General features: G+C 60.5%; 17 protein-coding genes. 10 read left to right on the top strand and 7 right to left on the bottom strand.

What is annotated here, in order from left to right; translation table 11 throughout:
• Window positions 1-230: 230 nt before the first annotated feature.
• Window positions 231-1,523, top strand: coding sequence for an NCS2 family permease (locus ACP7BS_RS17270; protein ID WP_426239091.1), 1,293 nt, complete (start codon window positions 231-233; stop codon window positions 1,521-1,523).
• A 134-nt stretch (window positions 1,524-1,657) separates the two neighbouring features.
• On the opposite strand, the gene ACP7BS_RS17265 is transcribed toward ACP7BS_RS17270, so the two are convergent.
• Entirely contained in the window at window positions 1,658-2,260 is a 603-nt protein-coding gene (locus tag ACP7BS_RS17265) for an HAD family hydrolase (protein ID WP_426239090.1), read from the bottom strand.
• A gap of 282 nt (window positions 2,261-2,542) precedes the next feature.
• On the opposite strand from ACP7BS_RS17265, the gene ACP7BS_RS17260 reads away from it, so the two are divergent.
• Window positions 2,543-2,962 carry a GNAT family N-acetyltransferase gene (locus ACP7BS_RS17260; protein ID WP_426239089.1) on the top strand — a complete coding sequence of 140 codons (420 nt, stop codon included), beginning with the start codon at window positions 2,543-2,545 and terminating at the stop codon, window positions 2,960-2,962.
• A 153-nt stretch (window positions 2,963-3,115) separates the two neighbouring features.
• Here the strand turns inward: ACP7BS_RS17260 and ACP7BS_RS17255 are convergent, their stop codons facing one another.
• From ACP7BS_RS17255 to puuE, 3 genes are all read right to left on the bottom strand, one after another.
• A complete protein-coding gene (locus ACP7BS_RS17255; RefSeq protein WP_426239088.1) occupies window positions 3,116-3,484 on the bottom strand; it encodes a YciI family protein in 369 nt (122 codons plus the stop codon).
• 143 nt (window positions 3,485-3,627) lie between these two features.
• Window positions 3,628-4,113 (bottom strand): ureidoglycolate lyase, encoded by a 486-nt coding sequence (locus tag ACP7BS_RS17250; RefSeq protein WP_426239087.1) that lies wholly within the window; start codon window positions 4,111-4,113, stop codon window positions 3,628-3,630.
• Window positions 4,114-4,123: 10 nt separating this feature from the next.
• Window positions 4,124-5,542 (bottom strand): allantoinase PuuE, encoded by a 1,419-nt coding sequence (gene puuE / locus ACP7BS_RS17245; RefSeq protein WP_426239086.1) that lies wholly within the window; start codon window positions 5,540-5,542, stop codon window positions 4,124-4,126.
• A 165-nt stretch (window positions 5,543-5,707) separates the two neighbouring features.
• On the opposite strand from puuE, the gene uraH reads away from it, so the two are divergent.
• Genes uraH through xdhC form a run of 4 tightly spaced genes read left to right on the top strand, consistent with a single transcriptional unit; the run spans window position 5,708 to window position 10,744 of the window.
• Complete coding sequence (gene uraH / locus ACP7BS_RS17240) at window positions 5,708-6,067, top strand: hydroxyisourate hydrolase (RefSeq protein WP_426239085.1); 360 nt, start codon at window positions 5,708-5,710, stop codon at window positions 6,065-6,067.
• 3 nt (window positions 6,068-6,070) lie between these two features.
• Window positions 6,071-7,546 (top strand): xanthine dehydrogenase small subunit, encoded by a 1,476-nt coding sequence (xdhA, locus tag ACP7BS_RS17235; RefSeq protein ID WP_426239084.1) that lies wholly within the window; start codon window positions 6,071-6,073, stop codon window positions 7,544-7,546.
• Between the two features lie 10 nt (window positions 7,547-7,556).
• Window positions 7,557-9,893 (top strand): xanthine dehydrogenase molybdopterin binding subunit, encoded by a 2,337-nt coding sequence (xdhB, locus tag ACP7BS_RS17230; protein WP_426239083.1) that lies wholly within the window; start codon window positions 7,557-7,559, stop codon window positions 9,891-9,893.
• 5 nt (window positions 9,894-9,898) lie between these two features.
• Window positions 9,899-10,744, top strand: coding sequence for a xanthine dehydrogenase accessory protein XdhC (gene xdhC / locus ACP7BS_RS17225; RefSeq protein ID WP_426239082.1), 846 nt, complete (start codon window positions 9,899-9,901; stop codon window positions 10,742-10,744).
• A gap of 13 nt (window positions 10,745-10,757) precedes the next feature.
• On the opposite strand, the gene ACP7BS_RS17220 is transcribed toward xdhC, so the two are convergent.
• The 3 genes from ACP7BS_RS17220 to ACP7BS_RS17210 form a co-directional block, all read right to left on the bottom strand.
• Complete coding sequence (locus ACP7BS_RS17220) at window positions 10,758-11,177, bottom strand: type II toxin-antitoxin system VapC family toxin (protein WP_426239081.1); 420 nt, start codon at window positions 11,175-11,177, stop codon at window positions 10,758-10,760.
• The gene (locus ACP7BS_RS17215; RefSeq protein ID WP_426239080.1) at window positions 11,177-11,431 is read right to left on the bottom strand and encodes a type II toxin-antitoxin system Phd/YefM family antitoxin; all 255 of its coding nucleotides are present in this window, start codon (window positions 11,429-11,431) and stop codon (window positions 11,177-11,179) included. Before ACP7BS_RS17215 ends, ACP7BS_RS17220 begins: the two co-directional genes overlap by 1 nt.
• Before the next feature lie 80 nt (window positions 11,432-11,511).
• The gene (locus ACP7BS_RS17210) at window positions 11,512-12,426 is read right to left on the bottom strand and encodes a LysR substrate-binding domain-containing protein (RefSeq protein ID WP_426239079.1); all 915 of its coding nucleotides are present in this window, start codon (window positions 12,424-12,426) and stop codon (window positions 11,512-11,514) included.
• Window positions 12,427-12,561: 135 nt separating this feature from the next.
• Between ACP7BS_RS17210 and ACP7BS_RS17205 the strand changes: the two genes are divergently transcribed.
• The 4 genes from ACP7BS_RS17205 (at window position 12,562) to ACP7BS_RS17190 (ending at window position 18,355) form a co-directional block, all read left to right on the top strand.
• A complete protein-coding gene (locus tag ACP7BS_RS17205) occupies window positions 12,562-13,797 on the top strand; it encodes a urate hydroxylase PuuD (RefSeq protein ID WP_426239078.1) in 1,236 nt (411 codons plus the stop codon).
• Window positions 13,794-15,128, top strand: a complete 1,335-nt coding sequence (gene guaD, locus ACP7BS_RS17200; RefSeq protein ID WP_426239077.1) for a guanine deaminase — start codon at window positions 13,794-13,796, stop codon at window positions 15,126-15,128. Before ACP7BS_RS17205 ends, guaD begins: the two co-directional genes overlap by 4 nt.
• Before the next feature lie 861 nt (window positions 15,129-15,989).
• Window positions 15,990-17,006, top strand: a complete 1,017-nt coding sequence (locus ACP7BS_RS17195; RefSeq protein WP_426239076.1) for a glycoside hydrolase family 25 protein — start codon at window positions 15,990-15,992, stop codon at window positions 17,004-17,006.
• Window positions 17,007-17,200: 194 nt separating this feature from the next.
• Window positions 17,201-18,355, top strand: coding sequence for a calcium:proton antiporter (locus ACP7BS_RS17190; RefSeq protein WP_426239075.1), 1,155 nt, complete (start codon window positions 17,201-17,203; stop codon window positions 18,353-18,355).
• Window positions 18,356-18,552: the final 197 nt, after the last annotated feature.

Raw genomic sequence — 18,552 nt, 5'->3', positions numbered from 1 at the left:
CCTCGTCTAAATGGACGGCTAGCGATCCGTCGCGCGAAAACGCACAATCATAAAACCGTGAATGAGACATCCGGACTGCCGCAACGGTAGCCGGAGACTGATCGGGCAGGGGCCCTGACAAGCCGTGATGGCTTGAAGATCGGTACAGTTTTGGTTGGTTCGCCAGAGGAGAAGGCGGTTCAACCTGTGGCATGCGCCGGGAATGGATTTTTCCGGCCAAGGGAGGAAATATGTTTGAACGGCTCTTCAAGCTGAGTGAGCACAATACCACGATCCGCACCGAACTGGTTGCGGGCGTCACGACATTTCTCACGATGTCGTACATCATCTTCGTCAATCCGGATATTCTATCGACCACCGGCATGGACCGCGACGCGATCTTCGTGGCCACCTGTCTCGCCGCTGCACTCGGCTCGATCGTCATGGCGCTCGTTGCCAACTGGCCGATCGGCATGGCGCCGGGCATGGGCCTCAACGCCTTCTTCGCTTTCACCGTCGTCGCCGCACTTGGCTTCACCTGGCAACAGGCGCTGGGCGCCGTCTTCATCTCAGGCCTGATCTTCGTCTTCCTGACGGTGACGGGTATCCGCAGCTGGCTGATCCAGGGCATACCGCATTCGTTGCGCAGTGCAATCGCCACCGGCATCGGCCTCTTCCTCGGCATCATCGCCCTGAAGAATGCCGGCATCGTCGTCGACAATCCGGCAACGCTGGTCGGCCTCGGCAGTCTGAAGGCAGCCGGACCGCTGCTGGCGATCTTCGGCTTCTTCGTCATCGCGGTGCTCGATGCGCTGAGGGTCAAGGGGGCGATCCTGATCGGCATTCTGGCCGTGACCATCCTCTCATGGATGACCGGCGTCAGCGAATTCCACGGCATCGTCTCGATGCCGCCGAGCATGGCGCCGACCTTCCTGCAGCTCGATATCGTCGGCGCCCTGCATGGCGGCCTGATCCACGTCATCCTCGTCTTCGTTCTGGTCGAAGTGTTCGACGCCACCGGCACGCTGATCGGCGTCGCCAAGCGCGCCAACCTGATCCAGGAAGGCAAGCCAAGCCGCCTCGGCCGCGCGCTCCTGGCCGATAGCACGGCCATCGTTGCCGGTTCGCTGATGGGCACCAGCAGCACCACCGCCTATGTCGAAAGCGCCTCGGGCGTCCAGGCCGGCGGCCGCACGGGCCTGACGGCTCTGGTTATCGCCGTGCTGTTCCTGGCAGCACTGTTCATCTCGCCGCTGGCGGCCTCCGTGCCCACCTATGCGACGGCTCCGGCTCTGCTCTACGTCGCCGGCCTGATGATGCGCGAACTGACCGAAGTCGATTGGGAAGACCTGACCGAAGCCGCACCGGCGGCGCTGACGGCCCTTGCCATGCCCTTCACCTATTCGATCGCCAACGGCCTCGCCTTCGGCTTCATCAGCTATGTCGTGCTAAAATTGTTCACCGGCAAATGGCGCGCCATCCACCCGGCCACCCTGATCGTCGCCATCCTGTTCGTCATCCGCTTCGCATTCTTCGCGGAGTGAGATGAGAACGGCGAGGCGGCGAACGGCCGCCTCGTTTCCGACGATTTATCCACAGTATGGGCCGCAGGCGCTGCGGCCCGTTTTTTACGGTAGGTCCCAGTCATCCATTGTCGCTCAGTTTCTGTCATACGGCCCTAGCGCCGCGCGAGTATGTCCAGAACTATGTCTTCAATATTTGCGTCAGCCCAATGCTCGGAATGGAGCAGTTCCTGTGGTCGGGTTTCACCAACGAAATAGCTTCGAGAAGCGAAGTTGAGCATTGGAATATCGCCATACGAATCCCCGACTGCCGCCAAGGACGTCTGTGTCATTTTGAGTTCAGCGAGTAGCGAATTCAGATAGATGGCCTTATCTTCCGGCCAGAAATGGCTGAGGGTATCGTCCTCTCGCCAGCCGGTACCAACCGCGTAATCGGCACCCAACTCTGTCGCGAGCCATTCGACTGCGAATTGCCAGGTAATCGAAACAAGGGCGATCTTTATCCCTGCAGCCTTTAGCCGGTCGAAACCTTGGGTAACACCCGGAGCGAGACGGAGATCAGCCAGATGCTCAATCAATTTGGCCTTGCTGAAAGGAAGGTACCATTCCAGCATAGCCTCCCGTCCCTTGGTGATGTCCTCACGTGAACGTAGAAGCTCGAAGGCAACCATTTCGGTTGACCGCCCAATATTTCTGCCGATGCAACCGCAGACATTTTCACCTCGGAACAGTGTTCCATCCACGTCAAAAGCTACCAATCTGATATTGGTAATTTTAACCCCCGAATTTGTTCGCTCAAGACGTGTCCATGCAACCCAGGATTTTTATTTGACATGAACGAACTATGTGTTCAACCCAAAGCAACAGTTGTGGTGTCCGCAGTGCCGCTCAGTCATACCCGGATTTCGGTTGTGAAAAGCAATGGGCCAAGGATCTTCCTTAGCGTTCTTCGATAGGTTCAGCCGACCTGGACAGCAGTGATTCATGCTGGGCGTGATGATAGAGGAAATCGCCAGGATAAGACGATCAGGAGATTTCGGATGGACCAGCTTGCTTACTCAATCGTGCTTCGGACCCCCTCTACAGAAGAATATCTTCATCTTCGTGCGGGGGCGGGGCTGAGCCCGTTCACAAAAGAGGCAGCGAGTAAGGGTTTGCTGGGGACCGTTTTTTCCGCTTTGGTTTTGTGCGAAGGCGCGGCGGTTGGAATGGGACGGCTGATCGGGGATGGAGGTTGCTTCTTTCAGGTCGTGGACATTGCGGTTCATCCCGCACATCAGGGACGCGGGCTCGGAAAGATGATCATGAAAGCCATTATGGCGCATATAGAAAGCCAACTTCCTGCTTCAGCCTATGTCAGTCTGATCGCGGATGTGCCCGCAAACACGCTCTATGAACAGTTCGGCTTCAAGGAAACGGCCCCACGGTCTCTCGGTATGGCCTATCGTGTTGTGCGTTAGCGTGACCGCAAATGGCGCGCTCTTTGCCGCCTTCAGTCATCTGCAATACCTGCCAAGCCACAGTAAATTCCAGAGACCAGGCGACGGTTCTCAGCCGCCGCCGCGCTTCGCGGGCGCTCACCCACGGACTTTCGTGACCTGCGTGTCAGCTTCTCATTGCCAGTCAGCCATCTCATACAGCGGCCGAATTTCGATCTCGCTTGGCCCGGGCATCGGGTTGGGGCAGCGTTTTACCCAGGCGACGGCTTCGTCCATATCCTTGACGTCCCAGAGCCAGAAACCGGCGACCAGTTCGCGGGCCTCCGCGAACGGCCCGTCGATGACGGTGCGGTGGGGACCATCGAAGGCAACGCGCTTGCCCGCCGAGGAGGGTTTCAGGCCGTCGGCGTCACGCAGGATGCCGGCATCGCGCAGTTCGTCGTTGAATTTGCCCATCGCCTCCATCATCGCGTTGGTTTCGGCCGTCGGGACAAAGCCCTTTTCGCTGTCTTCGGTCGCTTTCACGAGCACCATCACACGCATCGTCTGTCTCCTTGTTAGTGTCGGCCGCATCGGGCTGGCATCCTAACGACGAACGGGCTTTTCGGAAATCGACATCGTCTTGCAAATTTTTTGACGGTTGAAGTGCGGGCGCGCTGGATCGGCCCCAAGGATCGCCGTACGGCTCACCGGATCAGGAACGGCGTATCATAAAAATGCTCTTCCAGATTGACGCCCTCACCCGCGCGGTCGACCACGGCGAAGTCGGAGAGGCCGTCGAGCGGCGTGAGGATGCCGTGCCAGACATTGCGGCCGATATTGACGCCTTGGCCTGGCGCCGTCTTGAAGGCGATCGGCTCGCCCGGCCCATCCGGCGTTTCCTCGGCAACGACAACGAGGAACGGGTGTTCGCTGAGTGGAATGAAGGCTTGGCTGCCGAAAGGGTGCCGCTCGACCATGCCGAGTTCCAGCGGCAGCGGATAAGGTTCGCCACGCAAAAGGCTGATCATCGGCCGTGCCTTCTCGCCGGTTGTCTCGATCTTGGCCAGATCATGGTAGCGCACGCATTTGCCCGCGTTGATCGGGAAATTGTGTGCGCCATCGGTTTCCAACACCTCGCCGAAGGGGGCGAAAGCCTCGCGGGTCAGCGGTCTGATATCGATCGTCTTCATCAGCGCCCCCTCAGTTCGGCAGCATGTCGGTGAGGCGTAGCAGGGCGATCCGCTCGACCTGGCGGCAGGCGGTTTGGAATTCCGTCTGCCAGTCATTGCCGATGCGACGCTGAAAGGCGGCCAGGATCTCGGCCTTACCAAGGCCGCGCACGGCGATGATGAAGGGGAAGCCGAAGGTTTTGACATAGCGGCCGTTGAGAATGTTGAACTGTTCGCGCTCTGCATCCGTCAAAGCATCGAGCCCGGCGGACGCCTGTTCGCTGGTCGAGCTTTCGGTCAGGCGTTTGGCTTGCGCCAGTTTGCCGGCGAGATCCGGGTGGGCGTTGAGTACCGCCAACCGCTCCGTTTCGCTCGCGCCGCGAAACACTGCCGCTAGCGCTGCATGCAGGCCGATCGCCGTATCGTTGGCTGCGCCCAATTCGCCCGTAAAGGCACGCCGGGCGATCCAGTCCGAATGTTCGAAGATGCCGCCGAAACGGGCAACGAACGCCTCTTCCGAAAGACGCGACGGACGGCTGTCATTCGGCTTGAAGGGAAAGGTCTTGGCCCAATGATCGGCAATGTCGATGCGACGGGCGATCCAGACTTTGTCATGGCTCTTCACATAATCGATGAACCGGGCAAGGGCGGCCGCGCGGCCCGGCCGTCCGGCCAGGCGGCAATGCAGGCCGATGTTCATCATTTTTGGCGCACCCTGCGCGCCCTCGGCATAGAGCACGTCGAACGTGTCCTTCAAATAGCTGAAGAACTGGTCGCCGCTGTTGAAGCCTTGCGGAGTGGCAAAGCGCATGTCGTTGGCATCGAGCGTGTAGGGAATGACCAGTTGGTGTTTGCCGCCGTGCTCGTGCCAGTAGGGCAGGTCGTCGGCATAGCTGTCGGAGACATAGGCAAAGCCGCCTTCTTCCGTCACCAGATCGACGGTGTTTTCCGAACACCGGCCGGTGTACCAGCCGCGCGGCCGCTCGCCGGTGACGAGCGTGTGCAGCCGGATCGCTTCCGTGATCTGCCTGCGCTCCTCGGCTGGGTCCATGTCCTTGTGCTCGACCCATTTCAGCCCGTGCGAGGCAATTTCCCAGCCCGCACTCTGCATCGCCGCCACCTGTTCAGGGGAGCGTTTCAGGGCAGTGGCGACGCCATAGACCGTGACCGGGACATCGCGTTCGGTCAAAAGCCCGTGCAGCCGCCAGAAGCCAGCGCGGGCACCATATTCATAGATCGATTCCATGTTCGAATGCCGCTGGCCCGCCCATGCGCTGGCGCCGACGATCTCTGACAGGAAGGCTTCCGACGCGATGTCGCCATGCAGCACGCAGTTTTCGCCGCCTTCCTCGTAATTGACGACGAATTGAACGGCGATGCGGGCTCTGTCCGGCCAGGCGGCGTTCGGCGCGATTGCGCCATAGCCCTGAAGATCGCGCGGATATCTCATGAAATCATTCCTCCCAAAATGTTCGATTGGCCGATTTCTAGCCGCAAACCGCGCGCGCCATTCCCCCTCAAAATTTTGAAAGTCTCGAACGATCAGCCCGCTACCGCAGGGAAGTGCGGTGAAGGATAGTGACTGGATGAATGCAGTCTTCGGGAGGTGAAACGCATGCAATCTGGAACAGCCGGCCGGCTGACGACCCACGTTCTCGACACGGCGCTCGGCAAGCCCGCCGGAAACCTGCGCATCGACCTCTTCCACATCGAAAGCGACCGTGCCGAGCAGATCGGCTCGACCCGCACCAATGACGATGGCCGTTGCGATGCGCCGCTGTTGAGCGGCGATGCCATGATATCCGGCACTTACGAGCTGCGCTTCCACGCCGGCGATTATCTTGGCCGGAGGGACGGCGAAGTCGCGTTCCTCGATATCATCCCTATCCGCTTCGGCATCGCAGATGTGTCGGCGCACTATCATGTGCCGCTGCTGCTGTCGCCCTACAGCTATTCGACCTATCGCGGGAGCTGAGCTATGACCGTCCAGATCCGCAGTTCCATCCGCTTCCTGCTCAATCATCGTCAGGTCGAGCTCTCGGCCGTTTCGGCGGTCCAGACCCTGCTCGATTTCCTGCGGCTCGACCGCAATTTGCGCGGCACCAAGGAAGGCTGCGCCGAGGGCGACTGTGGTGCCTGCACGGTGCTGGTTGGCCGCCTGCTGGACGGACGGCTGAAATACGAGAGCGTCAATGCCTGCATCCGTTTTGTCGGCTCGCTCGATGGCTGCCATATCGTCACGGTGGATTCGCTCGCCGTGCCGGGCGGCCCGCTGCATCCTGTGCAGCAGGCGATGGTCGATACGCATGCCTCGCAATGCGGCTTCTGCACGCCCGGCTTCGTCATGTCGCTCTATGGGCTCTGGATGGAAAATCCGAAACCATCGGTGACCGAAATCGAGAAGGCGCTGCAGGGCAATCTCTGTCGCTGCACCGGCTACGCCGCTATCATCCGAGCCGCCGAGGCCGTGTCGGTGATCGGCGATCTCGACAAGGATCCGCTAGTTGCAGAGCGTGCAGGGATAATTGAAAAGCTGGACGCGCTGAAGGATGGCAAGCGCGTCGAAATCGGCGAAGGTTCCGAGCGCTTCCTGCTGCCGGCCTCCGTTGACGATCTTGCCGAAATTTATGTAGCGGAGCCCGAGGCCCGCATCGTCGCCGGTTCCACCGATGTCGGTCTGTGGGTGACGAAATTCATGCGCGATATCGCGCCGGTCGTGCATCTCAGCCATCTCGATGAGCTGCGCCGTATCACCGTCGATGAGACCGGTATCACCTTCGGCGCCGGTGTCAGCTACACTGAATCTTTTCCGCTGATCTCGAAACACTTCCCGCAGCTCGTCGAACTGTGGAACCGCATCGGCGGCCAGCAGGTGCGCAACATGGGCACGATCGGCGGCAACATCGCCAATGGCTCGCCGATCGGCGATACGCCACCGGCCTTGATCGCGCTCGGCGCTTCCGTCATGCTGCGCAAGGGTAAGGTCAGCCGCACCGTGGCGCTTGAAAGCTTCTTCATCGAATACGGCAAGCAGGACCGCCAGCCCGGCGAATTCGTTGAGGCCGTGCGCATCCCGTTCCTCAACGAAAAAGCGCACTACGCGGTCTACAAGATTACCAAGCGGCTGGACGAAGACATTTCCGCCGTCTGCGGCGCCTTCCGCCTGACTGTCGATGAGAATGGCAGAGTTTCCGATGCTGTCATCGCCTTCGGCGGCATGGCCGGGACACCAAAGCGGGCCGACAATGTCGAGGCTGCGTTGATCGGCGCCGAGTGGACCGAGGCGACGATTGAGATCGCCATGGAAGCGCTCGGCAAGGACTATACGCCGCTGACCGACTGGCGCGCATCCGCCGATTACCGTCTGATGGTGGCGAAAAACCTTCTGCGCCGCTTCTATCTGGAGACTGAGGGCGATGAGCCGGTGCGGCTCGACCGCAAGCAGGCTGTGTGAGGAGAAGATCATGAACGTCATGCAGCCCATCGACCGCATCCGCGGCGGCGTCCATGAAAACGAACGCCACGAATCCGGCCACAAGCATGTGACGGGCACCGCCGAATATATCGACGATATTCCGGAACCCGCCGGCACCCTGCACGCCTATCTCGGCCTTTCGCAGCGCGCCCATGCGCAAATCCTGTCGATCGATTTCGAGGCTGTGAAATCCGCACCCGGCGTGATCGGCGTCCTCACCGCCGACGATATTACCGGCGAGAACGATGTCAGCCCGGCCCACAAACATGACGATCCGGTTTTTGCGACCGAAAAAGTCGAGTTCCACGGCCAGCCGATTTTCGCCGTCATCGCCGAAACCCGCGACGAGGCCCGCCGCGCCGCCGCCAAGGTCAAGATAGAGTATCGCGACCTGCCGCATGTCACCGACGTTCTGGAGGCCACCGCCGCCAACTATCCGCTGGTCATCGATCCGCTGAAGCTGGAGCGTGGCGATATCGCTGCCGGTTTCGCCAAGGCGAAGAACATCCTCGAAGGCGAGATGCGCATCGGCGGGCAGGACCATTTCTATCTCGAAGGCCATATCTCCTTTGCCATTCCCGGCGAAGACGACGAAATTTTGCTCTACTCTTCGACCCAGCATCCGAGTGAAACCCAGCACATGGTCGGCCAGGTACTCGGCGTCGCCTCCAATGCCGTCACCATCAACGTGCGCCGCATGGGCGGTGCCTTCGGCGGCAAGGAAACGCAGGCGAACCTGTTTGCCGCGGTTGCAGCGCTCGCAGCGAAGAAATATCGCCGTGCTGTGAAAATCCGGCCGGACCGCGACGATGACATGACGGCGACCGGCAAGCGCCATGATTTCCATGTCGGCTACAAGGTCGGCTTCGACGACGATGGCCGGATCGAGGCCGTGGACGCCACCTTCTCGGCCCGCTGCGGCTTCTCGGCCGATCTCTCCGGCCCGGTCACCGACCGCGCGCTGTTCCATGCCGACAATTGTTACTTCTATCCGCATGTCCGGCTGCGCTCGCGGCCGCTGAAGACCAACACAGTTTCGAACACCGCCTTTCGCGGCTTCGGCGGCCCGCAGGGCATGGTCGGCGGCGAGCGGATGATCGAGGACGTCGCCTATGCGCTCGGCAAGGATCCCCTCGAAATCCGCAAGCTGAACTTCTACGGCGGCGAGGGGCGGAATCTCACGCCCTATCACCAGACCGTCGAAGACAACATCATCGGCCGGATCATCGAGGAGCTGGAAACCTCCTGCCACTACGCTGCGAGGCGCGCAGAGGTTCTGGCCTTCAACCGCAAGAGCAGCGTGATCAAGCGCGGTATTGCACTGACACCGGTGAAGTTCGGCATCTCCTTCACCAAGACGGAATACAATCAGGCCGGTGGGCTGGTGCATGTCTATGCCGATGGCTCGATCCATCTCAACCATGGCGGCACGGAGATGGGGCAGGGGCTTTACACCAAGATCGCCCAGGTGGTGGCGGACGAATTCCAGGTGGATCTCAACCGGATCAAGGTGACGGCGACGACGACCGGCAAGGTGCCGAACACCTCGGCGACGGCGGCTTCCTCCGGCACTGACCTCAACGGCATGGCCGCCGCCAATGCGGCCCAGCAGATCAAGGCGCGGCTGGTGACCTTTGCGGCCGAGCGCTGGGGCGTCAGCGAAAACGATATCGCCTTCGAGCCGAACACGATCCGCATCGGTGCCGAACGTATTTCTTTCGCGGAGTTCATCAGGATCGCCTATGGATCGCGCATCCAGCTGTCGGCAGCCGGTTTCTACAAGACGCCGAAGATCCATTGGAACCGTTCCGAGGGACGGGGACGCCCCTTTTTCTACTATGCCTATGGCGCCTCCTGCTCCGAAGTCAGCGTCGATACGTTGACCGGCGAGTATCAGGTGGATCGCAGTGACGTGCTGCACGATGTCGGCAAGTCGCTCAACCCGGCGCTGGATATCGGCCAGGTCGAGGGTGCTTTTGTGCAGGGCATGGGCTGGCTGACGACGGAGGAGCTGTGGTGGGATGCCAAGGGGCGGCTGCGCACTCATGCGCCATCGACCTACAAGATCCCGCTCGCCTCCGACCGGCCGCGCATCTTCAACGTCAAGCTGGCCGAATGGTCGGTCAATCGGGAGGAAACGATCCGCCGCTCCAAGGCCGTCGGCGAGCCGCCGTTCATGCTGCCGATCTCGGTGCTCGAAGCAATCTCCATGGCGGCGGCGAGCGTTGCGGAGTATCATACCGCACCGCGCATCGATGCGCCGGCAACGCCGGAACGGGTGTTGCTCGCCATCGAGCGGCTGCGCCGCGCGGCAAAGAACGGGTAAACGGCATGTCTGCCAAACGCGAAGACATCAGGGAATTCCTGCACCGCGAGCCGGACTGCGTGTTCGTCGAGGTGACGGGTGCCGCTGGCTCAACGCCGCGCGATACCGATGCCTGGATGCTGGTGGCGGCAGATTGCATTTTCGGCACGGTTGGCGGTGGGCAGCTGGAATATATGGCGATCGACCATGCGCGGCGGGCTCTACGCCAAGGGCGTCCGGCTGAAGCCATGAATGTTCCGCTCGGTCCAGAAATCGGCCAGTGCTGTGGCGGCCGGGTCGGGCTTTCGTTCACGGCTATGAAAGCGGAGCTGGCCATGCTTCTGATTGCCCGCTGCGACCGCGAAATGGCCTCGCGTCCGCATGTCTATGTTTTTGGCGCCGGCCATGTCGGTGATGCGCTTGCGATGGCGCTTTCGCTGGTGCCGCTACGCATCATCCTTGTCGATACCCGAGAGGATGAGCTGTCCGCATCCAGCTTGCCGGGCATCGAAACCTGCCTGACGGCAATGCCGGAAGCCTTGGTCCGCGACGCCCCGGCCGGCAGTTCCTTCGTCATCCTCACCCATGACCACGCGCTCGATTTCCTCATCGCCGCCGAGGCCCTGCGCCGCGACGACGCGGCTTACGTCGGCATGATCGGCTCGAAGACCAAGCGCGCGACCTTCAAGAACTGGCTCTCCCGGGAAGTCGGCCGCCCCGAACTTTTCGACCGCCTGATCTGCCCGATTGGTGGGACGGGGGTGAAAGACAAGCGGCCTGCGGTGATTGCGGCTCTGGCGGCTGCGGAAATCATGACGGCGGCGTTGGCAGTAGTGCAGACGAGGCAGCAAGCGTTTTCCGCCAAAGTCTGATCCACCTATCTACTCACAGGCCGTGCCATGGGTTGAGGCAGGTCACACCCAGCGGCTGAAAATCCGATAGATTGCGCGTAACGATGATCAGATCATTGGCAAGCGCGGTTGCCGCGATCATGGCATCCGCATTCGGTTTTTTATGCGGTGTCGGCAATCGGCCGGCGATCGAGGCCGCGCGCCTATCGAAAGACAAAATCCTATCTGTGAATTCCGGGATAACAACCGTCGTCAACCAGAGGGTCAGATCATCCGCGAAATCACGATTACGACCTCGTTCGCGTTCTATACCGAACTCTATTTCCATGATTGAGACCGTGGAAATATATGCCGTACCTATATCGAATGCTCGGAGAAAATCCTGGTACTCTCTGGCTTGAAGATGGGGTCTGCGAGACGCAGATAGCGCGTCCGTATCGAGCAGAAATGTCATCAGAATTCGACGTCCCGCCCCTCGAAACTTACGCGTTCGGGAGTGAAATCATCATCGAACCGGGAGTCCTTGTGACGTAAGGCATCATACAGGCTTCTGGACTTTTTCCAGTTATTTTCGAAATCGCTATATCGGACAAGAACATAGCTCGCTTCCCCATGCTCGGTGATGACGAGCGGACCTTCGTTCGCGGCTTTCTTTGCCTTGCTGGGGTTTTGGTTGAAGTCGGCGCTGGTCATGAGAGCATATGTCATCGGCATCTCCACCTAGTACATTTACCATAAGATATACGTTTTTTTACGACATATTCAATCCGGGTCGACTGCTCCCCTTCTCACTCCAGCATCTTGCCGATCATCCGCTGACAGCGTTCGGCCATGAAATCGATCATCAGCCGGACTTTTGGATCCTGAAAACGCTTGTGCGGGTAGATCGCCGCGAGCTGGACGCTGGCGGGCGGGGTGTCTTTGAGGATTTCGACCAGCGTGCCGTCGTTGAGGTGTGCTTTCACCTCGAACAGCGGCTTGTTGATGATGCCCCGGCCTTCCAGCGCCCATTGGGTCAGCACGTCGCCATCGTCGGAATCGTAGGGGCCGCCGATTTCGAGTTTGCGGATGCCGTCCGGGGTCTGCAAAGTCCAGTAATATTCCTTCGAGCCGGGATAGCGCAGGAGCAGGCAGTCGTGCTTGTCGTCGATCAGCGCGTCCGGAGTGTCCGGTGTGCCGCGCTTAGCCAGATAGCCGGGAGCGGCGCAGACGACGCGTTGACAGTTGAGAATGCCGCGCATGCGCAGGTTGGAATCCTCCAGCACGCCGAGCTTGAAGGCGACATCGACGCCCTCGCTCATAATATCGACATTGTGGTCGGAGAGGCGCACCCGCACCTCGATATCCGGATACTTATCGTGGAATTCCGGAATGCCAGAGGCGATCAGACGGCGGCCGATGCCGAGCGGGGCTGTGATCCTCAGCGACCCTTTCGGATTGTGTGAAAGGTCGGCGATGGCGCTTTCCGCCTCGTTGACGGCCTCGATGATCTTGACGGCACCGAGATAGAACACCCGTCCATGTTCGGTCGGCGACAGTTTTCGCGTCGTGCGGTTGAACAGGCGCACGCCGAGGTGTTTTTCCAGCTCCTTGATGCGATTGCTGGCGACGGCAGGGGTCACCCGCTGGTCGCGGCCGGCGGAGGAAAGCGTGCCGAGTTCAACGACGCGGACGAAGACACGGATATTATCGAGATAGGACATGACACCCTTCTACCACAGGCGGCAACCGACCACAGCGGGGGTGATCTTATAGATTTTTTTGAAAGTGTTGGTGATTAACCGGCATTTCGGTTGTAATCGTCCAGTGGCAGAAGTCTCCCAAAGAGGGAGGCCCTTATGTACGAATACGCCATTGCCTGGGATTGGCTGACCTTCGCCGTCCGCTGGCTCCACGTCATTACCGCCATCGCCTGGATCGGCTCGTCGTTCTATTTCGTCGCGCTCGACCTTGGCCTGCGCAAGCGTCCTGATCTTCCCGCCGGCGCCTATGGCGAGGAGTGGCAGGTGCATGGCGGCGGCTTCTATCATATCCAGAAATACCTGGTTGCGCCGTCCAACATGCCGGAACACCTGATCTGGTTCAAATGGGAAAGCTACGTCACCTGGCTTTCAGGCTTCGGCATGCTCGCACTTGTCTATTATGCCGGTGCCGATCTCTATTTGATCGATCCAAACGTGATGGACGTCTCTAAGCCGGTTGCCATCGTCATATCGCTGGCCTCGCTCGCCTTCGGCTGGATCATCTACGACCTGCTGTGCAAGTCGCGCTTCGGCAACGACAATACGCGGCTGATGGTGGCGCTCTACTTCATCCTGGTCGCGGTTGCGTGGGGGTACACGCAGCTGTTCACCGGCCGCGCCGCCTTCCTGCATCTCGGCGCCTTCACGGCGACGATCATGTCGGCCAACGTGTTCTTCATCATCATGCCGAACCAGCGCATCGTCGTCGCCGACCTGATCGCCGGCCGCACGCCGGATGCGAAATACGGCCGGATCGCCAAGCAGCGCTCGACGCACAACAACTATTTGACGCTGCCCGTGCTGTTCCTGATGCTGTCGAATCATTATCCGCTGGCCTTCGGTACCCAGTTCAACTGGATCATCGCCTCGCTGGTGTTCCTGATGGGCGTCACCATCCGGCACTATTTCAACACCCGCCACGCCAACACTGGCAACCCGACCTGGACCTGGCTGGCCACCGTGCTTCTGTTCATCGTCATCATGTGGCTGTCGACCGTGCCCAAAATCCTGACCGGCGAGCCGGAAAAGGTTTCGGCGGCGATGCAGCCTTTCGTTACTGCGGAAGCCTTTCCGGAGGTGCGCGACACCATCCTTGGCCGCTGTTCCATGTGCCATGCGCAGGAGCCGGGCTGGGAGGGTATGATCAAGCCACCGAAGGGGGTGGTGCTGGAGAGCGATGCTGAGATCGCCAACCATGCGCGCGAAATCTACCTGCAGGCCGGACGCTCGCATGCGATGCCGCCTGCCAATGTGACGGCCGTGACCGACGACGAGCGCAAGCTTCTGGTTGCCTGGTACGAGACAGTTGTGAACGGAGGAAAAACCCAATGAGCGAACTCCTGATCCGTGGACGTGTGCTGACCTTTATCGATGAGCCCGAGGGTATCGATGATACCGCATCTTATCTGACCGTGGACGATGGCGCGGTTCTGGTACGCGATGGAAAAATCGCAGCCGTCGGCGACTATGCCGAAATCAGCAAGACTGCCGGTCCTGGCGTCGCGGTGGCCGATCATCGACCACATCTGATTCTGCCCGGGCTGATCGACACGCACCTGCATTTCCCGCAGACCCAGGCGATCGCATCCTATGGCGCACAGCTGCTCGAATGGCTGAACACCTATATTTTCGTCGAGGAGCAGAAGTTCGCCGAGCCGGAACATGCGGCCTTCATCGCCGGACGGTTCATGGACGAGCTTCTGTCCAATGGCACGACGACGGCGGTTGCCTATTGTTCGGTGCATCCGCAGAGCGTCGATGCCTATTTTTCGGCCGCCGAACAGCGCGGCATGCTGATGGTCGGCGGCAAGGTGATGATGGACCGCAATGCGCCGGACGCGCTGCGCGACACACCGCAAAAAGGCTATGACGAGACCAAGCGGCTGATCGGCAAATGGCATGGCCGCGGCCGGGCGCATTATGCGATCAGCCCGCGCTTTGCCATCACCTCGACGCCGGAACAGATGGAGATGTCCCAAGCGCTTGTCGCTGAACATCGCGACTGCTACGTGCAGACGCATCTGTCCGAAAACAAGGACGAGATCGCCTTCGCCACCTCGCTTTATCCCGATGCCAAGGATTATACCGACATCTATGCCCGCTACGATCTTTTGACGGACAAGACGCTGCTCGGGCACTGCATCTATCTCAGCGACCGGGAGATTTCGGTGCTGGCCGAGACCGGCGCTGTCGGCGTATTCTGCCCGACCTCCAACCTCTTCCTCGGATCCGGCCTGTTCGACCGCGACCGCTTCGACCGCCTCGGCGCCCGCTGGTCGGTGGCAACCGATGTCGGGGCGGGCACCAGCTTCTCGATGCTGGAGACGATGGATGAGGCCTACAAGGTGCTGCACTTGCAGGGCCAGCGCCTGTCGCCGCTCAACTCGTTCTACCGCATGACACTCGGCAATGCCCGGGCGCTGGGGCTGCAGGACCGCATCGGCTCGCTGCACGGGGGCGCCGACGCCGATATCGTCGTGCTTGATAGCAGCGGCAAATCGGCGATGGAGTTACGGATGCGCACGGCGAAATCGCTGGTCGAGGAACTGTTCATCCTGCAGACGATGGGCGACGACCGTTGTGTGGCCGAGATCTATGTGGCCGGCAAGGCGATGAAGAAACGCAAGGCTAGTGTTTCGGCAAGGACGCTGGAGACGGCGTGAGGATGTTACCCTCCCCTTGAGGGGGAGGGTCGGCACGTAGTGCCGGGTGGGGTGATCTGCGGCATATGCAATAGACTATGGTGCTCGCGGTGATCACCCCCACCCGCGACTGCGTCGCGACCTCCCCCCTCAAGGGGGAGGTGGAACTCCCTCTTCTCCCTGCGGGGGAGAAGAGGGAGTTCGCGGCAGCTTCAACGGCCTATAGCCACGCCCGGAAAAATCCGCCGTGGTTTTGCTGAAGCTTAATTGGCCGGGGCGCTGGAAAGTGCCGCAGGATAGTAAGTTTATATGACGCCTTCCGGCGCCCCGTTCAGTGTCTTTTGCCGCGCTTCTCAGGTTCTTCTGCGCTTTCCTCTCTGACAGGAAAACCTCCAATGCCCCAGCCCGGCCGCTTATCCGCTGGGCTTTTCAATGCGGCGGGGTTTGGCCCTGGACCGTCCAAGGACGGTGTGACCACCCGGCACGCCCGGTCCGCTTTCACGAACCGGAGGAGAACCGCCTTTCACGCAGCCCCGGGGATTTCGCGCGCGTTTCGCCAAACCATCCGGGCACCGGCCCCATCTCGCCGGCAACGCTTTCCGGTGTATCCGTGGTGGGACGGAAAGAAGTATGGCACGGGTTTTAAGGGCGGGGATTTTGCGGGGATGATTTTTCAATGAGGACCTGGAAAACCGGGGTTGCTGCGAGGCAGCCTCATCGGAACGTCCCCGTTGTCAACAATAAAACCCGCCACTTCTGTGCCATCTGCGTCCATCGTATGTAAGAAAGATCGGATTCAATCTTTGTTGGTAATTATCCGTTAGGAATTGAAGGCAGTGGGGGCGGGTGCCGCCTGTTTGTTTGTTTTGCGTACGGGTTCCTATGCGTTTTGTGGCTGTTCCAGCGATCCTTCTTGCCGGCCTGTTTATGGCAGGCTGCACATCGAGTTCCGGGCCGAAAAGCCTGGTGGCGGGATTGCCGTCGAAGGAGACGACCAGTTCCGTCGTGCCGGGGCCAGTGCCTGCGGCCGATGTCGGCGCGCTGATTGCGCAGGCCGAAAGTCATCCCGAGCAACTGGCCTGGGCGGGTCAGGTTCCGCAGTCGCAGGCATTCGAATCCGTGACCGAAGGCATGGCTGTTCCGGCTGAACGCCCGGTCGCAATGATCATGCCGGAAAACCCGACAAGCGGCGCTTCGCGCACCCGGCGTGGGCAAATCTACGGCCACCAGTTCCGCGATGCGCATCCGATCAATTTCGGCAAGGCTTCGCCGCGCAAGCTCGCGGTACATGGCGTCGACGTGTCACGCTGGCAGGGCGAAATGGACTGGGCGAAACTGCGTACGCAAGGGGCGAACTTCGCCTATATCAAGGCGACCGACGGCGGCGACCATCTCGATCCGATGTTCAGGACGAACTGGAAGCGGGCAAAGGATGCCGGACTGAAGCGCGGCGCCTATCATTTCTTCTACTGGTGCCGCACGGCCGGCGAACAGGCCGACTGGTTCATCCGCAACGTGCCGCGCGATCCCGATGCGCTGCCGCCGGTGATCGACGTCGAATATAACGGCGAATCCAGCTGCAAGTACCGCCTGTCGCGGGCCAAGGCGATCGAGAAGATGCAGGTGTTCATGGACAAGCTGGAGCGCCACTACGGCAAGCGTCCGGTGATTTACACCGCACCGGATTTCTACCGTGACAACCTGACCGGCGAATTCAAGGACTATCCGTTCTGGCTGCGCTCGGTGGCAGCACACCCGTCGCAGGTCTATCCGGGCCGCAAGTGGCTGTTCTGGCAATATTCCGGCTCCGGTCTTTCACATGGCGTCGAGGGCAGGATCGATCTCAACGTGTTCCGTGGCAGCGAAGCCGACTGGCACGCGTGGGTGGCACGGAACTAATACGGAACCGGCTGCCGGTGACTGAGGGGTATTGCGGTGCCCAGCTTGGCCAGCGCCGTGCCCCAACTCCATCGCGACTGGACAGCGCCACAGTAGATTGTTAGAAAAATCCATATGCTTCGCGAAAGCCCGGCACGGACGACCGTGCCGCGATCCTAACCATCGGGGACGGCCCCTTGTGAGGTTCACAAGTCTTGTTGCCGAAATCTTCCCCTAGCCTGATCCATAGCCCTTATTTGAAACTCGCCATCGCCTGGCTGGTCGTCATCCTGTTCCTGTGGAAAGGATCCACCTGGCTATCCCAGCCGATGACGGTCTGGGTGGCCATCGCCTGTTTCGCCGCGCTGTTCGGCACCATCCTGCTCGGTTCGTTCGGTGTCGTGCGCGAGGCCGACCATCTGGCGCACGAGCTCGGCGAGCCGTATGGAACGCTCATCCTGACGCTGTCCATCGTGTCGATCGAAGTCATTCTCATTGCCGCCGTCATGCTTGGCCCCAACGAGGCGCCGACCATCGCCAGGGATTCGATCTTCGCTGTCATGATGATCATCATGAACCTCGTCACCGGCCTCTGCCTGGTTGCCGGTGCGTTCCGTCATGGCGAGCAGGAGTATAATGCGCAGGGTGCCCTTGCCTTCATTTCCATGACCCTGGTTTTGGCCGGCGTCGCGCTCATTCTTCCGAACACGCTGACGACGGGCAACGGCACCTTCCGGCCATCGCAGGCCATCGCGATCGGCTTGCTCACGGCGGCACTGTACGGCGCGTTCCTCGCTCTGCAGATGGGGCGGTACAGAACACATTTCATGCAGCCGACCGCGGGCGAAATGTCGATCCGCAGGGAAACCCCCGATGCCTCGGCCGGGCCTTCGCCAGCACGGAGCGGTGCCGGCAGGCGCAAGCTTCTGGTTCACACCGTCATCCTGCTGGCTTTGATGGTGCCGATCGTTCTGCTCGCGCATGATCTTGCCGTGGTCATCGACTATGGCGTGGCCATCGCCGGTGCGCCGGTTGCGGTCGGCGGCGTGCTGATCGCCATCATCGTGTTCACGCCCGAATCGATCACCGCCGTGAAGGCAGCGCTGAACAACGAAACGCAGCGGGCGATCAACCTTTGCCTCGGGGCCTTCGTGTCGACGGTCGGGCTTACCGTTCCCGCCGTGCTGGCGGTCGGCCTGGTGACCGGCAAAACCGTGGTCTTCGGGATATCGCCGACCGAGACCGTGTTGTTCGGGTTGACCGTGGGATTGACGGTAATGACCTATCTGGGGCGCCGGACGTCGATCACCCAGGGACTGCTGCATCTGATGGTGTTTGCGGTGTTTGCTCTGATGCTGTTCACCCGTTGAACCGCGCCTGTCTGCGGCGGCTTGCAATCGCCGCAGGATGTGGATATCAGGATTTTGCGCAGGACGACCTGCGCCTCGACCACCCTGGGGACGGCCCCGCATCTCACCCGTGAGAGCAGGAGCCGCCCGTCAAAACCCTCTCCCTCGCTTTCATCATTCAGTCCCGCGATCCCGTCGCGCGTGTCTTTGCGTCCTTG

The organism is Pararhizobium sp. DWP1-1-3, assembly GCF_049896125.1.
GTDB lineage: Bacteria > Pseudomonadota > Alphaproteobacteria > Rhizobiales > Rhizobiaceae > Pararhizobium.
This window is presented reverse-complemented; position numbering and strand designations above follow the sequence as displayed.